20 protein-coding genes and 1 tRNA gene are annotated in these 18298 nt (G+C 63.0%); 13 read left to right on the forward strand and 8 right to left on the reverse strand.

The window, feature by feature from the left end; all coding sequences use genetic code 11:
- Positions 1-3 precede the first annotated feature (3 nt).
- From GRF63_RS01030 to GRF63_RS01065, 8 genes are read left to right on the forward strand one after another with little or no spacing between them, the layout of a single operon-like run.
- Positions 4-423 (forward strand): carboxymuconolactone decarboxylase family protein, encoded by a 420-nt coding sequence (locus GRF63_RS01030; protein WP_237392245.1) that lies wholly within the window; start codon positions 4-6, stop codon positions 421-423.
- Complete coding sequence (locus GRF63_RS01035) at positions 423-911, forward strand: nuclear transport factor 2 family protein (protein WP_160484165.1); 489 nt, start codon at positions 423-425, stop codon at positions 909-911. Before GRF63_RS01030 ends, GRF63_RS01035 begins: the two co-directional genes overlap by 1 nt.
- Positions 911-1321 (forward strand): nuclear transport factor 2 family protein, encoded by a 411-nt coding sequence (locus GRF63_RS01040; RefSeq protein ID WP_160484166.1) that lies wholly within the window; start codon positions 911-913, stop codon positions 1319-1321. The genes GRF63_RS01035 and GRF63_RS01040 overlap by 1 nt, the downstream gene beginning before the upstream one ends.
- On the forward strand, positions 1321-2088 hold the full coding sequence (locus GRF63_RS01045; protein WP_160484167.1) for an SDR family NAD(P)-dependent oxidoreductase: 768 nt from the start codon (positions 1321-1323) through the stop codon (positions 2086-2088). The genes GRF63_RS01040 and GRF63_RS01045 overlap by 1 nt, the downstream gene beginning before the upstream one ends.
- A 4-nt stretch (positions 2089-2092) precedes the next feature.
- Positions 2093-3238: a serine hydrolase domain-containing protein gene (locus tag GRF63_RS01050; RefSeq protein WP_160484168.1), complete on the forward strand. Its 1146-nt coding sequence runs from the start codon at positions 2093-2095 to the stop codon at positions 3236-3238.
- Between the two features lie 13 nt (positions 3239-3251).
- Positions 3252-4829, forward strand: a complete 1578-nt coding sequence (locus GRF63_RS01055; RefSeq protein ID WP_160484169.1) for a phytoene desaturase family protein — start codon at positions 3252-3254, stop codon at positions 4827-4829.
- Complete coding sequence (locus GRF63_RS01060) at positions 4826-5038, forward strand: hypothetical protein (protein ID WP_160484170.1); 213 nt, start codon at positions 4826-4828, stop codon at positions 5036-5038. Before GRF63_RS01055 ends, GRF63_RS01060 begins: the two co-directional genes overlap by 4 nt.
- Positions 5039-5043: 5 nt before the next feature.
- A complete protein-coding gene (locus GRF63_RS01065) occupies positions 5044-5835 on the forward strand; it encodes an SDR family NAD(P)-dependent oxidoreductase (RefSeq protein WP_160484171.1) in 792 nt (263 codons plus the stop codon).
- Here GRF63_RS01065 and GRF63_RS01070 read toward each other — a convergent pair.
- From GRF63_RS01070 to GRF63_RS01090, 5 genes are read right to left on the reverse strand one after another with little or no spacing between them, the layout of a single operon-like run.
- Positions 5832-6215, reverse strand: a complete 384-nt coding sequence (locus GRF63_RS01070) for a hypothetical protein (RefSeq protein WP_160484172.1) — start codon at positions 6213-6215, stop codon at positions 5832-5834. The genes GRF63_RS01065 and GRF63_RS01070 overlap by 4 nt on opposite strands.
- Positions 6216-6275: 60 nt before the next feature.
- Positions 6276-7157, reverse strand: a complete 882-nt coding sequence (locus GRF63_RS01075; RefSeq protein ID WP_160484173.1) for an NAD(P)-dependent oxidoreductase — start codon at positions 7155-7157, stop codon at positions 6276-6278.
- Entirely contained in the window at positions 7154-7978 is an 825-nt protein-coding gene (locus GRF63_RS01080) for an N-acyl homoserine lactonase family protein (RefSeq protein WP_337189591.1), read from the reverse strand. Before GRF63_RS01080 ends, GRF63_RS01075 begins: the two co-directional genes overlap by 4 nt.
- A 43-nt stretch (positions 7979-8021) precedes the next feature.
- Positions 8022-8924: an MBL fold metallo-hydrolase gene (locus tag GRF63_RS01085; protein WP_160484174.1), complete on the reverse strand. Its 903-nt coding sequence runs from the start codon at positions 8922-8924 to the stop codon at positions 8022-8024.
- A gap of 13 nt (positions 8925-8937) precedes the next feature.
- Positions 8938-10587, reverse strand: a complete 1650-nt coding sequence (locus tag GRF63_RS01090; protein WP_160484175.1) for a GMC family oxidoreductase — start codon at positions 10585-10587, stop codon at positions 8938-8940.
- Positions 10588-10705: 118 nt separating this feature from the next.
- On the opposite strand from GRF63_RS01090, the gene GRF63_RS01095 reads away from it, so the two are divergent.
- The 5 genes from GRF63_RS01095 to GRF63_RS01115 all read left to right on the forward strand — a co-directional run bounded on the left by GRF63_RS01095 (position 10706) and on the right by GRF63_RS01115 (position 15483).
- A tRNA-Leu gene (locus GRF63_RS01095) sits at positions 10706-10791 on the forward strand.
- Between the two features lie 191 nt (positions 10792-10982).
- Complete coding sequence (locus GRF63_RS01100) at positions 10983-11612, forward strand: PilZ domain-containing protein (RefSeq protein ID WP_160484176.1); 630 nt, start codon at positions 10983-10985, stop codon at positions 11610-11612.
- A 91-nt stretch (positions 11613-11703) separates the two neighbouring features.
- On the forward strand, positions 11704-13317 hold the full coding sequence (locus GRF63_RS01105) for an NAD(P)/FAD-dependent oxidoreductase (protein WP_160484177.1): 1614 nt from the start codon (positions 11704-11706) through the stop codon (positions 13315-13317).
- Between the two features lie 3 nt (positions 13318-13320).
- On the forward strand, positions 13321-13722 hold the full coding sequence (locus GRF63_RS01110; protein WP_160484178.1) for a GtrA family protein: 402 nt from the start codon (positions 13321-13323) through the stop codon (positions 13720-13722).
- 12 nt (positions 13723-13734) lie between these two features.
- Positions 13735-15483 (forward strand): hypothetical protein, encoded by a 1749-nt coding sequence (locus GRF63_RS01115; RefSeq protein ID WP_160484179.1) that lies wholly within the window; start codon positions 13735-13737, stop codon positions 15481-15483.
- A 22-nt stretch (positions 15484-15505) separates the two neighbouring features.
- Here GRF63_RS01115 and msrB read toward each other — a convergent pair whose 3' ends face one another.
- The 3 genes from msrB to GRF63_RS01130 are packed head-to-tail and all read right to left on the reverse strand — an operon-like array spanning position 15506 to position 18223.
- Entirely contained in the window at positions 15506-16003 is a 498-nt protein-coding gene (msrB, locus tag GRF63_RS01120) for a peptide-methionine (R)-S-oxide reductase MsrB (RefSeq protein WP_160484180.1), read from the reverse strand.
- A gap of 10 nt (positions 16004-16013) precedes the next feature.
- Entirely contained in the window at positions 16014-17279 is a 1266-nt protein-coding gene (locus tag GRF63_RS01125; protein WP_160484181.1) for an ABC transporter permease, read from the reverse strand.
- On the reverse strand, positions 17276-18223 hold the full coding sequence (locus tag GRF63_RS01130) for an ABC transporter ATP-binding protein (protein WP_419865939.1): 948 nt from the start codon (positions 18221-18223) through the stop codon (positions 17276-17278). The genes GRF63_RS01125 and GRF63_RS01130 overlap by 4 nt, the downstream gene beginning before the upstream one ends.
- Between the last annotated feature and the right edge of the window lie 75 nt (positions 18224-18298).

Here is an 18298-nt window from a genome sequence, read left to right on the forward strand (position 1 = left end):
ACGATGAGTGATGACAAGCCTGCACCCGATATGACCGGACAGGAAATGTTCGACCGGGGCATGGAAATTCGCCGCAAGGTGCTGGGCGATGAATATGTCGACAAGGCGCTGGCGAAAAGCGGCCCGTTCAACGAGCCTTTGCAGGAATTGGTCACCACCTATTGCTGGGGCTGGAACTGGGGCCGCGATGGCCTGCCGCTGCGCGATCGCAGCCTGATCAACCTCGCCATGATCGCCGTGCTGGGGCGCGAGAACGAGCTGAAGATCCATATTCGCGGCGCGCTGAACAATGGGCTGTCGAAAGAGGAAATCCGCGAGGTGTTGCTGCAGGTGGGCATTTACGCCGGCATTCCTGCCGCCGTGGACAGTTTCCGCATTGCGAACGAGGCATTCGCCCAGATCGAAACGGAGGAAGCCGAGTAATGGATCCCGGCCAGCGCCTCGCCATAGAGCTCGCCTGCGGCAAGCTGCCGCTCCTGTTTGCGAAATATGCCGACAATGGCGATGCCGGGGCGCTGGCCCAGCTATTCACCACCGATTGCGAATTTTCGCGCCCGTTTCAGCCCGAATACCCGTTTTATGGCCGCGCGGCGGTGGAGAATGTGTTCCGCAATCGCCCGCCGATACTGGTGCGCCACATCGTCACCAATGTGCTGGTGGAAGCGGTGACCGAGACGCGTGCGAAGGGCACCAGCTATCTCACCATGCTTTCCAGCCACGCCAGCACGCAACCGCCGCAGGAGGCGGGCGCGCTGTATGTGGGCGGGTTCGAGGATGAATATGTGCTCGACCAGTCGGAGCCGGGCGGCGTGTGGCGCTTTGCCAGGCGCGCCGGGATGGTGGCGCTGCACATGGGCGCCGCGATGCCGGATATTCCGCCGCCAAGCGATGAAATGAGAGGGATTTCCTGATGGTAAAAGCCGCGAATGCCAATGAACAGCTGGTGCTGGATTTCTTCGAGGTGTTGTCCTCCGGCGATCTGGAAAAGCTGCGCAGCTTCTATCACGAAAATTCCGTCTGGGAGCCCAAGGTGAAGGGCATCGCGGGCTCCGGTAAGCATGTGGGCATGGACATCATCGACAAGTTCCTGGCCCCGGTGCGCGGCATGTTCGCGCCCGGCGATCCCAAGATCCACGTGCACAACATGTTCTCCACCGGCCCGTGGGTATGCGTGGAAAGCAACTCCACCGGCAGCACGGCGGACGGCAAGCCTTACGACAATGATTACTGCTGGGTGTTCGAAGTGTCGAACGGCAAGATCGATGCGATGCGCGAATATATGGATTCGCACTACACCGCCAAACTGTTCGGGATGGAGTGATGGCCGCACCCGCAACAACCCGTTATGAAGGCCAGCCGATTCTGATCTCCGGCGCCGGGCGCGGGCTGGGTGAAGGCATCGCGCAGCGCCTCGCCAGCGAGGGCGCGATTATCGGCATCGTCGATATCGACGGAGACACCGCAATGAAGGTGGCGCAAGGGATCGGTTCGGCTGGCGGGCAGGCCTTCGCTTATGGTGCCGATTGCGGCAGCCGCGCTGCCTTCATGCAGGTGGCGGCCGATTTCGCGAGGGATGCAGGCCCGCTGCGCGCGGTGATCAACAATGCATCTGTGCTGGTGTACGAACCCATCGAGCAGGTGACGGAGGACACGCTGGACCAGATGCTGTCCGCTGGCCTCAAAAGCGTGTTCTGGGGCGTGCAGGCCTTCCTTGCCCACCGGGACGACAGCGCGCCCGGCAATATCCTCAACTACTCCTCCCCCGTCGCCTATCGCGGGCGGCCAAACACGGGGGCCTACACCACCATCAAGGCAGGGATCGCGGGGCTGACGAAGGTGCTGGCGGGCGAGCTTGGCCCGCGCGGCATTCGCGTGAACGCGATGGCGCCGGGCAGCGTGCCGACGCCTGCGACCGAGGGGTTCGTGACGCCCGAGCAATATGAGCAGCGGGCGAAGTACATCCCCTTGCGCCGCAACGGCACGGTCGAGGATGTCGCCAGCGCAGCGGCCTATCTGCTGAGCGACGAGGCGAGTTTCATCAATGGAGCGATGCTGGCCGTGGACGGCGGCATCATTGCGGCGGGGTAGTGGCATGACGGCAATGTGGCAGGAACGGCTCGATCAATTGAAGGCCGTTATCGAGGCGGACATAAAGCGCGGCGATTACTTCGGTGCGGTGGTGAAGATCGGGCGCGGCGGCGAAGTGGTGTTCGACGAGGCTATCGGCCACGCCTATGACGGCGGCGAGCGTTCGCTGAAGCGCGACGATGTGTTCTCGCTGTTCTCCGTCACCAAGGCCTTCACCAATGTGCTGATGATGAAGGCGATAGAGGAAGGCCGCTTCCAGCTCACCACCAAGGTGCGCGACATGTTGCCCGAATTCACCGGAAAACCGCGCGAGGATGCGACCTTCTACCATCTCCTCACCCACCAGGCCGGGATGCCGGGGGTGTGGAGCCCGAAGCCTGGCATGTATCTGGACCGGTTGCAGGAACTGTTCGAGGAAAGCATCGCCAACGTCCACGGCGCAACCCCGCCGGGGGAGCGCTGCGATTATTCCCCGCTGGTGAATCATGTGCTGATGGGCACCGCGCTGGTGCGCACCGATCCCAAGGGTCGAAATTTCCAGACTCTACTGGCCGAAGACCTGTTCCAGCCGCTGCAAATGCACGACACCAGCATGGGCCTGCGCGCCGATCTGAACGAGCGCCATGTGCGCCCCGACATGCGCGGCACGGTGCCGATCAAGCACCTCAGCCGCAATTTGGAGGGCGACCATGCTTTGTTCGAGGATCCGGACGTGGAAGCACCGCATGTCGGGTGCGCATCCACCACCGGCGACCTGTGGCGCTTTGCCGAAATGCTGCGGCGCGAGGGCGAACTGGACGGGGTGCGCATCCTCTCCCCACGCATGGTGCGGCTGGCGCGGCGCGTGCATTCGGGTGACAAGCCCAACGAACTCTATCGCAGCGTGGCCCTGCGCGCTGGGTGGGAGGTACCGCCGGCCAACCAGGGCATCGGCTTCCAGGTGCGCGGGACGGGCGTGTTCCAGCACCTGTTCGGACAACTCTCCAGCCCGGAAACTTTCGGCAATTATGGCGCCGGATCCACGATGTTCATGGTCGACCCGGAGGCAGACCTGTCGTTCAGCTTCCTCAGTGCGGGCGTAATGGCGCAGGGGCCGAATATCGAACGCATGGGCAAGCTTTCCGACATCGCACTTTCCGCCTGTTTATAAAGGTTTACCGCATATGGCAGACGCAGATATCATCATCATCGGATCGGGGCACAATGGCCTTGTCGCAGGCGCATATCTGGCTGTGGCGGGCAAGAGCGTGCTGGTGCTGGAACGCAATGAATGGCACGGCGGCGGTGTGGTGACGCGCGAACTGACGCGGCCCGGCTTTCTTCACGATCAGCACGCCATGAGCCACATCTTCATCCAGGGCAATCCGCTGCTGGCGAATGACGATCTTGGCCTGCTATCGAAATACGGCCTGCAATATATCTTCCCCGATGTGCCGATGATGAGCGTGTGGGAAGACGGCACCACCCTGCCGCTGCATCGCGACGCGGCGAAATCGGCGGCGGCTATCGCGCGTTTCAGCGAAAAGGATGCGCAGACTTTCCTCGAAATGAGCCGACAGGCCGCAGAATGGCTGCCGATGATCCAGGCGGGCCTCTATTCCCCGCCCATGCCGCAGGGCGCGCAGGCCGCGATGATGGACCAGTCCCCCGAAGGCCGCGAGATGTGGCGCACGACGCAGGTCTCCACCTTCGACCTGATGGAAGAGCTGTTCGAGCATGAAAAGGTGCGCGCGCATTTTGGCCGCGTGGCGGGCGAAAACCTCGTCTCTCCCGACGAAAAGGCCACTGGCATCGGTGCCTATGTCTTCCTGGCGTTTCTGGAGAAATACGGCTTCGGCGTGCCCGTGGGCGGATCGGGCAGTCTCACCAACGCACTGATCGCCTGTATCGACGATCACGGCGGCAGCGTGCGTGCCAGCGCCAGCGTGCGCGAGGTTACCAGCGAAGGCGGCCGCGCCAGCGGCGTGGTGCTGGACGATGGCGAGCGACTGACGGCGGGCGATTGTATTATCGGCGCGCTGCACCCGCATATCCTGCCCGACATGGTGGACGGTCTGCCGACAGACGTAGGCCACCGCGCCAAGCGCACCCACATTACCGATGCCGCCTGCTTCACCGTACACGCCGCGCTGGATGCACCGCTGAAGTTCAAGGCGAAGACGCATGACGGGCAGGACCTGTCTGCAGTCATGTACGAGCTTATGCCCGCAGGATATGAGGAGATGCGCCGCGCTTTTGACGAGCTGCGCTATGGCAATATGAGCCCCACCCCGCTGGTGGGCGTGGGCCAACTGACGCAGCATGATCCAACGCGCGCTCCCGATGACAAGGCGATCTTCCACGCCTGGGACTACGTGCCCTACACCCGCGAGGATGGCCGCAGCTGGGACGAGGCGAAGGGCGAGTTCGCGGAAAAGATGATCGCGCAGATGGGCAAATATATCGAGAATGTGCCCGATGTTTTGCTGGACTATCACTGCGACAGCCCTGTCGATATGGAGCGGACCAGCCCCAGCTTCTATCGCGGCGACCTGCACGGCATTGCCACCACCACCTACCAATCCGGCAGCCATCGCCCCACGCCTGACCTTGGGCAATATCGCGTGCCGGGCGTGGACCGTCTCTACCTTGTCGGCCCGTTCCAGCATCCTGGCGGCGGTGTGTTCGGCGCAGGGCGTGCCACGGCGATGGTGGCGGCAGACGACCTCGGCATCGATTTCGACGAAGTGCGCGTCGCATGAAAATCCACGCCGCCGACAAGTCCGAACTGATGCAGGTTTCGAAGATAGAGCGGAAGGGCAACGACCTTGTCCTGAAAGGCAAGGTCTATGGCACCATGCCGATGACGGCCACGCTGACGCCGGAGGAGGCGAAGAACTTCCTCAAGCTGATGACGCCAAAACTCGCATTCTTCCTCCTCACCCTGCCATTCCGCAAATCGAAAGGCTGACCGTCATGGCGCAACGTCACGAAGGCAATTCCATCATCGTAACCGGGGCCGCAGGCTCCATCGGATTTGCCACCTGCGAGATTCTCGCCCGCGAAGGCGCGCAATTGCTGATGGTTGATATCGACGGTGATCGGCTGGAGGAGCGCGTTTCGCAGCTTTCCGCCAAGGGCCACACGGCCATCGGCCACGTGGCAGACTGCGCGGACGAGGATGCCGTGGCAGGCTACGCCAAGGAAGCGATTACCGCGTTCGGCAAAGTGGACGGCTTCTTCAACAATGCCGGGATCGAAGGCGACCTTGCCCCGACGCATGAATACGACATCGCCATGTTCGACAACATCATCCGCGTAAACCTGCGCTCCATGTTTCTCGGCCTGCGTTTCGTCATCCCGCACATGGTCGCCGCGGGAAAGGGCGCGGTGGTGAACACCGCCAGCATTGGCTCCGAACGCGGGCTGGCAGGGGCCTGCGCCTACAATGCGGCAAAGCACGGCGCCGTCGGCCTTACGCGGACGGCGGCGAGCGAGGTGGCACAAAAGGGCGTGCGCGTGAACTGCGTGATGCCCGGTGTGATCGAGACGCCGCTGCTGGTGGGCATGCTGGAACAGATGTTCGATGGCGATGTGCAGGCGGGCATGGACAAGCTGGGGCAGACGGCCACGCTGAACCGCGTTGGCCAGCCGCGCGAAGTGGGCGATGTCGTCAGCTTCCTACTTTCGGACGAGGCCAGCTACGTTAACGGCGCGAAATGGGAGATAGACGGCGGCGCGCTGGCGACCATTCGCAACGATATCTAAAGCCGCGACACCACGAAATTTGCAGCAATCGCGCCGCGGTTCGATGATGCTGTGCAGGCGACTGTGGAAACCGCATCGTTGGAGAAATACACTTCGCACACGCCGCGTACATCCACGTTCCGGCCATTGGGCAGAGTGACAGTATCCACCGTCAGCCGTGTGCCCTCGAAAGTGCCGTTGAAGCGGGTGCGCGTTTCCCAGCCGCGCCTGCCGAAGCTGATGGAACCATCGGTAATGCGCACCTGGTTGCAGGAGACAAGCTCACCCGGCGCAGCGCGCAATTCCACCGCTTCTGGATAAAGACAGGTGCCACTATAGGTGCCGGTGGGCAGGACATCGGCGGCGAATTGCGCGGCGAAGATGAAGGCGAGACTCAGCATGTGACTGAACATGCGCCCAAATTGTGCCGCCCGCAATCGCGGTAAGCATGATTCGTGCGGCTAGCGATCCGGGTCCAGCCCGGCGGCTTCCTCCACCACCTTTGCGATGGCGGTGAAATCCGCATCCGCGCCCTCGCGTTCCAGCGTTCGCTGGAGGTAATCGGCCACGATCTGGCCCAATGGCAGCGGCACCTCTGCTGCCTCAGCCTCGCTCAACAGCAGCTTCGTGTCCTTCAGGCTGAGTGCGGCGGCGAAGCCGAAGTCGAAGGTGCGCGGCAGAACGCTGCGCGGCCATTTGTCGCGCGTGGCGGAATTGACGCCGGTGGACTGGTTGAGGACGTCAATCATCTTTGCAGGGTCCAGCCCCTGCTTGATGCCGAAGGCCATGCCTTCCGCCGTCACCCCGATGGCGACCGCGCCCAGCAGGTTGTTCACCAGCTTCATGGTCTGCCCTGCGCCGGGTGTTTCGCCCATATGCGTGGGCTTTCCCATCGCCTCCAGCATGGGGCGAACCTCGTCGAAAGCAGCCTCCGGCCCGCCGACCATGATGCTGATCGTGCCAGCCTTAGCCCCGGCAATGCCGCCCGATACCGGCGCATCGAGGCAGGCGGTCTTGCCCGCCAGCGCTTCGGCCAGTTCGGCGGCAAGTTGCGGGCCGCTGGTTGAAAGGTCGCAGATGATTCGCGGGGCAGCCTCTGCGGTGACGCCGTCTGCCCCCAGCACAGCCTCCCGCACGATTTGTGGAGTGGGCAGGCTGGTGAACACGACATCGCACCGCTCACCCAGTGCCGCTGCACTGCACGCAGCCTCTGCCCCCTTGGCCACCAGCGCGGCCACGGCTTCTTCCGACACATCGTGAACCAGCAACCGGCCGGTATGCGCCAGCAGATTTTCGGCCATCGGGCCACCCATGCGGCCAAGTCCCAAGAAACCGACAATCATAGCATCTCCGCAACAGGGGTGTGCGGGGCGAGATCGACCCGCGCGATATTGTTTTCGGTGGGGAAGCAGGCCAGCACCAGTGGATCGTGACCGGGGATCAGGTGGTCCAGCGAACCGCCCGCCAACTCCATGACGCGGTTCTGTGCGCGGGCATACTCGCCCTCGTCGATGAAGATGGGGAAGGGCAGCTTGCGCGTAATATTGGCATAGAGATGCGCGGCATCGCTGGCGAGGACCACGGCCCCGCGCGCCGTATCGCACACCACCGCCTGCAACCCTGCCGTGTGGCCGGGCACCAGGCGCAAGCCGATGCCGGGGGCGAATTCCGCATCGCCATCGTGAAACACCACCTGGTCTGCATAGAGGCGGCGCACCAGTTCGGCGACGGGTTCGCCATCGAAGGGCGCGCGGGTCGGCGCGTCGCAAACATGGCGGCTGGTGGCGAAGGCCATTTCGGCGTCCTGCACGTGGAAGCGGGCGTTGGGAAAATCGCCGAGCCCGCCGGCGTGGTCATAATGCAGATGCGTCAGGATCACGTCGGTCACGCCCAGCCTGTCGATACCTGCATCGCGCAGGCTCTTGCGGATGGGGCGAGTAATCTCGCGCCCGCGTGCGGCGGCGGCCGCTGCGCCAAAGCCGGTATCCACGATGACGGGGGGATGCCCCTCGCGGTGGATCGCCCAGACGAAGTAATCCAGCGGCATCGGCAGATCGTGATCGTCCGCCTGGGCGGCAAAGTTCTCCGCCGCATTGCGATCGTGCCGGGCGTAACGAATGGCCTGGATCGCCGTGACAGGTGCAGGATTCGCGGGAGCAGCCACGGTTAACTCAGCTTCGCTTGAGGTATCGGGGCAAGCTGCTGCGTCACCTGTCGGCCACGCCTAGCCCGCGAAACCATGTCTCGCCATCGCTGCCGGTGACGAAGTGGCCCGCAGTCGGCTCAAAGAAATGCATGCCCACCACCAGCGTGTCTGTATCCCTGTGCTTGTCGACAAAGGCCTGCCGCGTCTTGCTGCCGGTTTCGCGGTCCATGTCGAAAGTGGCGTGGCGATGCGGCATGGCGCATTGCATGGGGTGATGCATCAGGTCGCCCGTGATGACGGCGCGCTCGCCCCGGCTTTCGATCATCACGTGGATGTGGCCGGGCGTGTGGCCGTGGCTGGGTTCTGCCCGGATGCCGGGCGCGATTTCGTGGTCCGTGTCGATGAATGCCACCAGCCCTGCCGCAATGATGGGGTCCACGCTTTCCACCATGTGCTTGTCATCATGGTGATCGTCATGCCGCAGATCGTTCTGCCATGCTTCGTATTCGGTCTTGCCGAACAGGTATCGGGCATTGGGGAAGGTGGGCTTGAACTCGCCTGTCTCGGAATCCCGATAGGTGTTCCAGCCAACGTGGTCGAAATGCAGGTGGGTGCAGAACACCGTGTCCACATCCTCGCGCGCAATGCCGAGCGATGCGATGTCTTCGACGAATCCTTCGGGCAAATCGGTGAACACCTCATATTCGCGCTCTCTCCCGGCGCCGATGCAGGTGTCGATCATGATATTGCGATCGGGGGTCTGGAGCACGATGGCCTGAAAGTTCATCCGCATGCGCCCCTCCGGCGTGGCATAGTGCGGGTGCAGCCAGTCCAGCGCCTTCACCTCGTCCGGCGTGGCGTTGGGCATGGCCATGTGGATGTCGTCCTGGAAATCCCAGATCTCCACGATGCGGCTGATCCTCACATCGCCCACCTGCCAGCTCTTGATATGTTCCTTGGCCATGGTCCCTCTTTCCCTATTTATACCGCGCGACGCTTTCCGGCGGCAGTTGCGCGGGTTCCAGCGGTGGCTTGCCGAGGATGAAATCGGCGCATCGTTCACCGATCATCACGCTGGGCGCATTGGTGTTGCCGCCGATCACGCGGGGCATCACGCTGGCATCGGCCACGCGCAGACCCTTGATGCCCTTCACCCTCAGCTGCGGATCGACCACGGTGGCGGCATCGGCAGGGTCGCCCATGCGGCACGTGCCCACGGGGTGGTGCACGGTATAGCCTGTCTCGCGGATATAGGCGTCCCACTGCGCATCGCTCTCAACATCCGGGCCCGGCGCAACTTCGGTGCCCTCATATCGGGCGAACGGCTGGCTGGCGAAGGCTGCGCGCGATATCTTCAGCGCGCGGATCAGCGGCTTGATATCGTCGGGATGCTCCAGCAGATGGGGATCGATCACCGGCGCTGCGGCGGGGTCCGCCGATCCCAGTCGCACCGTGCCGCGGCTCTTGGGATAGAGGGCCACCGGGCTGATGGCGTAACCATGGCCCAGCGGGAAGGGCACCTTGGGATTGGTGAGGCGCCGGGCCGGCTGAAACACGAATTGCACATCGGGCCTTTTCAGCGCGGGATCGGTGCGCAGAAAGGCCACGCTTTCAAACACATTGCCCGCCAGCGGGCCCTTGCGCGTCAGCAAGTACTGGATGCCGTGCAAAATATCGCGCGGCAGCACCTTCCAGCTGATGCCATAGCTGGTGGTGTCGTCCGTCTCCATATGCATCGGGCTGGCGACGTGATCCTGATAATTGCCGCCCACGCCTTCCAGATCGTGCAGCACATCGATGCCGTGATCCTGCAAATGCGCCGCGGGGCCGATGCCTGACAGCATGAGGATCTGCGGCGTCTGCACCGTGCCTGCGCTAATCACCACTTCGCGGCGGGCGCGGATGATGCTGCCATCCACCAGTTCCACGCCCGTTGCCCGGCCATCCTCCACGATAATGCGGGCGACCCGCGCACCGGTTTGCATATGCACCTGCCCGCCCGCGATGGCCGGTTTCAGCATGCTGGTGGCGGTGCTTTCGCGCCGTCCGTCGCGGATCAGGCCCTGCCGCCTGCCATAGCCTTCGGGATCAGGCCCGTTAAAATCCCCGCAGGCGGGATATTGCAGCGATGCCAGCGCATCCATGAAGGCGTAATTCAGCGGGTTGGGGTTCTCCACCAGCTTGACGTTGATCGGCCCCTGCTTGCCGTGAAACACGCTTTCGGGAAGATCCTCATTATGCTCAGTCCGGGTGAAATAGGGCAGCACTTCGCGGTAGGACCAGCCTGCGCACCCTGCATCTGCCCAATCATCGTAATCGGTGGGGTGGCCGCGAAAATACACCATCCCGTTGATCGCGCCCGATCCGCCCACCACGCGCCCGCGCGGCACAGGGATTTCCCTGCCCGCCATGCTCGCCTGCGGCACTGTGGCAAAGCGCCAGTTGGTTTCCTCCCGCCCGATGGCGGCGGCCACGAAACTGGGAATGTGGATGAAGGGGTGACTGTCAGGCCCGCCTGCTTCCAGCACGCATGTGGTGGAGGTTTCATCCTCCCCCAAACGCGCGGCAAGCGCAGCACCGGCGGAACCGGCGCCGATGACGACGAAATCGAACTCTCCTGCGCTCATATATCCGGCGCCTCTCCCTAACGATCGTTAGAGTGCGCGAGGTGGGGGGTGAAACGCAAGAGCCAATTGGCAATTGATACACGCAAGGCTAGGCAGCGCGTGGTTGTTACCGTGGAAAGCGGGCGTGGCGGAATGGTAGACGCCGGGGACTTAAAATCCCCTGTCCTTTGTGACGTGCGGGTTCGAGTCCCGCCGCCCGCACCAGGCATGAATTACAAATTACACGTATCTGCTGCATCGCTGGATCAGCTGAAACCTGCCAGTTGGTTAACCAACTGGTGCAGGGTTTTGCGCATATCCATCTCATACTTCCCGCAAGGACACAGCGATAGGACTTAGGCTTGTTACACAAGGGTTTGGCCGTGGTGGGCCAGTCTTGCAGTTTGGGGAGTCGTATGCAGAACGCCTTGAAATTCGGTGCAGCGCCTCGACGGGCTGTCGGCGCGCCTTACGGCGAAGTCGAACAGCGCATTGCAGAGCGTTTCACACTGCTGATCCGCGCGGCAAAGCTGGTGACCGACAGCGGCGAATTTCTGTGCGTCATTCGCGACGTATCCGAAACCGGCATCAGCGTGCGCATCTTTCACAGGCTGCCCGATACCCATCGCATCTTCGTGGAATTGCAGAACGGGGATGGATATGAAGTCGATCTGGTGTGGCAGGATGAAGACCGCGCAGGCTTCCGCTTTGCCGATGATGTGAACATCATGCGGATCATCGAGATGCCCAGCAGTTTCACCAAGCGCGCGATTCGTCTCAACCTTGCGGCGCGGGCATCGGTGGTGACGCTGGAAGGCCGTAGCGAGATCGTGGAGATTACCGATCTTTCGCAGCAGGGCGCGAAGATCACCTGTTCCTGCCAGTTCGCGATAGACGAGCGGGTGAAGATTTCGGCAGATGGCCTGCCCGAAACCTATGCCAAGGTGCGCTGGCGCAAGGATGGCAGCTGCGGCCTGATATTCGAAGATACCTATCAATATGGCGATCTGGCCCGGATTGCAGAGCATTTGCAGCGCGCCGGATAATCGCTTCCGGCTGGCCTGCGGGCATGGCGCGTTAACCACCCCATAACCATTTTCCTTCACTCCCGGTCAGGACGGAAAGCCGGGGGCACGAATGCGAAATTCCACAGCAGGCAACGCGCAAGAGATCACGGTAGACGTGGCGATCATCGGGGCCGGTCCTGCGGGATTGACGGCGGGATACCTGCTGACGAAGCAGGGCAAGAGCGTTGCCATCATCGAGAAGGACAAGACCTATGTCGGCGGCATCAGCCGCACGGTGGAACACGATGGCTATCGCTTCGATATCGGCGGCCACCGCTTCTTTTCCAAAAGCGCCGCCGTGGTGGACTTGTGGAACGAGATCCTGCCCGACGATTTCATCCAGCGCCCGCGCATGAGCCGCATCTATTACGAGGGCAAGTTCTACTCCTATCCCCTGCGCGCGTTCGAGGCGTTGTGGAACCTGGGCCTGTGGCGCAGCGCCATGTGCATGTTGAGCTATGCCAAGGCCAAGGTTCTGCCCAAGCGCGAAATCCGCAGTTTCGAGGATTGGACCAGCAACCAGTTCGGCAAGAAGCTGTATTCCATTTTCTTCAAGACCTACACCGAGAAGGTGTGGGGCATGCCCTGTGACGAGATGAGCGCCGACTGGGCCGCGCAGCGGATCAAGGGCCTTTCGCTGTGGGGCGCGGTGGTTGACGGGCTGAAGCGTTCGCTGGGTCTCAACAAGCTGAACGATGGCAGCGGTTCGCAGGCAAAGACGCTGCTGGAAACCTTCCGCTATCCGCGCCTTGGCCCCGGCATGATGTGGGAAGCCGCGCGTGACAAGATCGAGGCGACGGGCAAGGGGCAGGTCATCATGGGCCATGCGCTGGAACAGCTTGCTGCCGATGGGCAAGGCGGCTGGCGGATGACGGCCAGCGCCGAAGACGGCGGCAAGGTGGTGATCCGTGCGAAGGATGCCATCAGCAGCGCGCCCATGCGCCAGCTGGCCGCCCGCATGCACCCGCTGCCCGAAACGACGCTGGAAGCCAGCAATCTGAAATACCGCGATTTCCTGACCGTGGCCCTGATGATCAAGTCGGAAGACCTGTTCCCCGACAATTGGATCTACATCCACGACAGCAAGGTGCAGGTTGGCCGCGTGCAGAACTTCCGCAGCTGGTCGCCCGAAATGGTGCCCGATGCCGATGTTGCCTGCGTGGGCCTCGAATACTTCTGCTTTGAAGGCGACGGGCTGTGGTCGATGGCGGATGATGATCTGGTGGAACTGGCGAAGAAGGAGATGGATATCCTCGGCCTCGTCAGCCCGGACAAGGTTATCGGCGGCGCCGTGGTGCGGCAGGAAAAGGCCTATCCCGTTTATGACGAGGATTATGCCGCCAATGTCGATGCCATGCGCGCCGAACTGGAAGAGAAATACCCGACGCTGCACCTGGTGGGCCGCAACGGCATGCACCGTTACAACAACCAGGATCACGCCATGATGACCGCCATGCTGACGGTGGAGAACATCATCGCCGGCACACGCGTTTACGACACCTGGTGCGTCAATGAAGACGCAGAATATCACGAGGCCGGAGACGAGGGCGCGCAGAAGAGCCTGCCCGATGGCCGCAAACAGGTTTCGGCAGATCAGGCCGCAGCGCTATCCTCCGTCCGCGATGTGCCAGAGCGCGTTTCGGGCAGTACGCCTGACGATAAGCCTGCTCGCGAAGCTGCCTAATAGATGACGGCGCTGATCTCCCGGCTGACGGATATCCGGCTTATCCGCTATGTGCTGGCCAGCATTGGCGCACTGGCGGTGGATGTCGGCACCTTTCTGGCGCTGCTATCGGTGGGCATGTGGGCCACCGGCGCCTCCGCCATCGGATACTGCCTGGGCATCGCTGCGCATTGGCTGATGAGCAGCCGCGCGGTTTTCATCGGCAATGTCGCCGCACCCGGCGCCGCGCGCACCCGGCAAAAGGCGCTGTTCGTCATATCCGCCCTTATTGGCCTGGCCATCACCACTGCCATCGTGTGGACGGGCGACAACAGCGGCATCGACCCGCGCATTGCCAAGGTCATCGCCATCGCCATAAGCTTTTTCGCCACATGGATCCTGCGCAGCCGCGTGGTATTCCGCTAGGGACTGCTCCCCATGGGTGAGCGCATTTTTCACTGGCACCACTTTGTGCGCACGGTGTGGGCCGTGCTGGCCGTGTGGCTGGCCTATGGCCTGATCCGTTTGGCGATACAGCCCATGCTGGGGTGGGAGCCTGTCGGCCCCGATGACTGGACCCGGCTGCTGCAAGTGCGCAACTGGCTGGATGGGCAGGGCTTTTGGGACGTCACCCAATATCGCATGAACCCGCCCGAGGGGTTCTCCATGCACTGGTCGCGGCTGGTGGATATGCCGCTGGCGCTGCTTGCGCTGATGTTTGGAGAGACGGCGGCCATGGCCCTGGTGCCGCTGGTGTGGCTGCTGCCCGCCCTGCTGGCCCTGCGCGCCATCATGCTGCGGCTGCAATTTACCCCGCTGGCCATGGCTTTCGGCCTTGTCATCCTGCCGCTGTTCCCCCTGCTGCCGGGCAATTTCGCACCGATGCGAATAGACCATCACGCGCCACAAGCCGTGCTGGCACTGGTGTGCGCGGCGCTGCTGATCCGCACCAGCCGATGGAGCGCGGTGGTGTGCGGCATTTGCGCCGCGGCCTGGGTGGTGATCTCTCTGGAAGGGTTGCCGCTGGTGGCCGTGCTGGCCGGGTTGTACGGCCTGCGATACTGGCTGAACCGGCAGAGCCTGCTGCCGTGGTTCCTTGGGTCGCTGGCGATTGCCTCTGCCGCATTGTCTCTCACCACGCGCGGACCGGTGGAGGCGTTGTACTGCGACATCCTGCTGCCCGGCCACATGATCACCTTTGCCGCCGCTGCCGTGATTTCAGCGATCATTCCATTCTTGCCGTGGCAGGACAGGGCGCCAGTGCGCCTTGCTGCATTGGCAGGCATGGGGGCGGTGTGCCTGATCATGGCTGCCAGCCTGCTTGGCCCCTGCGCCACCAATCCGATGGCAGAGCTGGAGCCGGTGCTGCAGACATACTGGCATGGCTATATCGCGGAAGGCCTGCCGATCTGGCGGCAGCCCGTCTCCGTCGCGCTGATGCTGCTGTGGACCGTGGCGATCATCGCTTTCGGCTGGTGGCGGGCGCGTGGCAGCGGCCTCTTCCGGCCACAGGGCGCAGAACCTGCTGTCAGCACGCTATATGCCCTGTTTGCTCTGGCCGCAGGCGGATATTCGCTGCTGGTGATGCGCGAAGGGGTGGTTGCGCAATTGCTGGCCATTCCCTTTGCCGCACTACTGCTGGCTGAATTTCTGCCAAGGGCGCGCGCAATCACAGCGCCATTGCCGCGCATCCTGGCAACGCTGGCGGCCGTGGGGTTGACGACGCCCCTGTTCGCCAGCGCCTTTGCAAAACCGCTGGACCAGAAATTTCCCGTGGCCACCATGGCACCCGATGTCATTGCCCTCAGGCAGCCGGGGGAATGCCGGTATGACAGTCTGGCCGATCTACCCGCCGGACTGGTGCTGGCCCCGCTGGACGCCGGGCCGGAGATCTTGGGGAAGAGCAACCATACGATCGTCGCCGCAAGCTATCATCGCAACCAGCGGCCCATGGCCGATGTGCTGTCCGCGCTGATCGGGCCTGTCGAAAACGCACGTGCCACCATAGCGCTCTATGATGCGGAATATGTCGTCATCTGCGGCGCGGCGCCCGATGTTGCGCTCTATCGCACGGCCAATGCCGATAATTTCGCCAATGCGCTGGTATCGGGCAAGGTGCCGCGCTGGCTGGAACGGCTTGACGCAGCGAGCGAAGGCCCGCTGCAGGTCTACCGCGTTATCCGTTAGGGGTGTGAACCCGGCCCCTGCGTCAGGCAGGGCGGAATTTCATCGCCACGCCGTTGATGCAGTGGCGCTTCCCCGTGGGCTGCGGGCCATCGTCGAACACATGGCCCAAATGCCCGCCGCAATCGGCGCAGTGCACTTCGCGGCGTGTGTAACCCAGCTTGCGATCCGTGGAATAGCCCACGGCACCGCTGCCGATCGGCTGCCAGAAACTGGGCCAGCCGGTGCCGCTGTCGTATTTCTGGCGGCTGGAATACACTTCGTTATCGCAGCCGGCGCAAAGATAGGTGCCGGTGCGCTTTTCCTTGTTCAAAGGAGAGGTGTATGCCCGTTCCGTGCCTTCCTCGCGCAGGATGCGAAACTGCTGGGGGGTCAGGCGCTTGCGCCATTCGGCCTCGCTAAGCGAAACGCGAAAATCCTGCGCTTTGGCTTCCGTGCCGCCACAGGCAGCCAGAATGGGAACGGATGCTCCGGCACCAAGCCATGCGAGGGCGGAGCGGCGGGTGGAATTGGCTTTGATCATGACAATACTTCTATCCTGCAGAAGACGAACTGTTCCTGAACATCCCGCCCACCAGCTTCGTCAGCGAACGCCTGCCCTTCTTGCCGCGCGGGCCCGATTGCATCACGCGCCTGCGGAACAGGCTGGCGCCTGCCTTCACGAACACCGCCACGCACAGGGCCTGCCACGCCAAGGCCACGATGTGCGGCCAGATGGCATCATCCATCGCGGCACGCGCAACCATCGCAAAAGGAGAGCTGAGGGGGAATGCCATGGCCGTGTATTCGAGCCAGCCCCCGCGATCGGTTACAGCCAGGCTGGCGAAGAAGAACACCAGGATCTGGAACATGGTGGCCGGCATGGACAATGTCTGCACTTCGCGCACCGTCGCTGCCAGCGAACCCACCGCCAGGAAGATGGAGCCCAGCAGCAGGTAACCCATGCCGAAATAAGCCGCGAACAGCAGGAAGAACATCGGCCAGCCAACGCCCGGATTGGCATAGTCGGACAGCGATACGCCGCCCGCCGTCAGAATGGCAAAGCCGGTGCTGCCCCACACCGCGATGCCCACAACGGATATGCCCAGCATGGCAAACAGCTTGCCCAGGAAAACCGCATCCATGGGAATGGCGGCGGCCAGGATCTCGATGATCTTGTTGCCCTTCTCCTCCACCAGGTTGGACAATACCATGCTGGCCAGCAGCATGATCAGCAGGAACAGCAGCAATTGCCCGCCCTGCGCTGTGCGCATGCGCCCGGTATTTTCAGACGCGCCGCTGGTTTCCACCAGTGTGGTGCCGACCGCTGGATAGCTTTGCGCGCCGGGGCTGTTGGCATGGGCCGCCACCAGCGCGACCATGCCCTGCCAGCGGGCAAGCCTGCCTTGGGTAGCGGTGAGTTCGGGCTGCTGCGGCGTGCCGGTGACAATCGCGGCAAGTCCGCTTTCCTCGTCAGCCAGATGGGCCGCTGCATCGAATGTTTCGCCGGGCGCCAGCCGCTTCAGCTCCACCATGCGCGGCAATGACGGGCCGACAAGGCTGCCCACCTCCTCGCGCGCGGCCAGCATCGCATCGACGTGCTGCGCTTCCATGGCGATGCCGACATCGGCGGCAGAGGCTTCGGATTGCACCTGCGCGCCCACGCTGCCCGCCAGCGCCATCACCGCCACCGGGAACAGGGGGCCAAGCAGGAAGAAGATAAAGGCGCGGCTGAACAGGATCGCGGTGAAATCGCGCCGCGCCACCACATAGGCCGCGCGCCAGATGGACAGGCGGCTGCCGTTTTTTGCGCCCCTCATGCCGCGTCTCCTGCGCCTTGCGTCACCATGTCTCGCGCCGCCGCTTCTCCGGCAATGGCGACGAAGGCATCGTGCAGGCCGGCCCGCTCTATAGAAAGGGACTGGATGCCAGCATCGCCTTCGATCAGGGCCTTCAGCAATGGCTCCACCCCGCTATCGGGCAGGGGGAAATCCCAGAATGCGCCGTTGCGGCGCGCGCTGCTTGGCAGGGCAGAGCGCCAAGGGCCTTCGCTGTTGCGGGTTTCCAGTCGCACCTGCGCGGGGATGCGGTCGCGCGCTTCCTCCACGCTGCCGGCATAGGGAACCTTGCCACCGGCGATGATGGCGATGTTTTCGCACAACCGTTCTGCATGGGCGATCACGTGGGTGGAGAAGATCACCGTCGTCCCCTTTTCCGCCAGCCCGCGGATCAGGCCTTCCAGCTTGCCCTGATTGATCGCGTCCAGCCCGCTGAAAGGCTCGTCAAACACCACCAGCTTCGGCTCATGCACCAGCGTGCCCAGCAATTGTACGGTCTGCGCCATGCCCTTGGATAGCTGGCGGATCTGCTTGTCCACCGCGTGGCCAAGGCCGTGTTCTTCCATCAATATCTTGCCCCGCGCGCGCCCCTGTTTCAGCGGCAAGCCGCGCAGCGCGCCCATGAAGCCGATCGCTTCATAGGCTTTCATGGATGGATAAAGACCGCGTTCTTCGGGCAAATAGCCGATGCGCCGCGCCACGTGCTGCGGATTCTCCGCGCCCAGCACGCGGCGATACCCCTCGTCAGGGTCAATAATGCCCAGCAGCATGCGCAATGACGTGGTCTTGCCTGCACCATTGGGGCCAAGGATGCCGTAGATCGCCCCTTCGGGCACGGCGATATCCACGCCGTCCACCGCCAGAACGCCGTCGAACCTCTTCACAAGGCCGCGCGCCTCGATTGCCAGATTGCGTGTGCTTTCCACGGGGGTTGAAAATTCGCCTGTCGCCATATCCATCCCCTATCAGCTAATGCCGATGAATGAACGAGGGCAACCCGC

Source organism: Aurantiacibacter rhizosphaerae, from assembly GCF_009807005.1.
Taxonomy (GTDB): Bacteria; Pseudomonadota; Alphaproteobacteria; order Sphingomonadales; family Sphingomonadaceae; genus Alteraurantiacibacter; species Alteraurantiacibacter rhizosphaerae.